Origin of the sequence: Facilibium subflavum (assembly GCF_003574485.1) — a bacterium.
GTDB classification, from domain to species: Bacteria; Pseudomonadota; Gammaproteobacteria; order Francisellales; family Francisellaceae; genus Facilibium; species Facilibium subflavum.
In genome coordinates, this window is sequence record NZ_QLIT01000282.1 from 1 (window position 1) to 521 (window position 521).

Annotated in this window: 1 pseudogene; it reads left to right on the plus strand. The window is 38.2% G+C overall.

Features of this window, described 5'->3' with window-relative positions:
• Window positions 1-441, plus strand: a pseudogene (locus tag DNK84_RS13390) (acid phosphatase); the annotation flags it as partial.
• Window positions 442-521 lie beyond the last annotated feature (80 nt).

A 521-nucleotide genomic window follows, 5' to 3' on the forward strand; every position in this document is an offset into this window, starting at 1 on the left:
ATACAAAAATCATACCAGCAAGAGTTCAAAACATGGCATAACATTTTAGGCAACCCTGTGAACAATTTGCAAGATGTCATGACAATAGGAGACGTACTCAATGTTGCCAAAGCGCACCAAAAGCCCTTACCAAAAGGTTTAACGCAAAACCAGGCACAAACCATTATTCGCTTACGGGATAAGGCTTTAGCCATGCAGTTTCAATCTCAAAAGTTCAGCTACATTATTGCACATAAGTTATTAAATCAGATAAATGAGAATATCCAAAAAGTCAAAACGCATGATCAGCGCTATAAGCTTATCTACTATTCTGGTCACGATTTGACACTTCTTGCGATTATGGGTGCACTTAATCTTCCATTAAAGCAGGCACAGGATTATGCAAGCTGTATACAATTTCGCGACTTTGACACTGTTGAATGTGAAAGCCTTATTTTATAAGGATTGCTTCAAAACCTAGGGCACTACATTGAGTTATGCACAATAACTAAAGGTGTTCTTGCAAAAGACAGACCCATCGT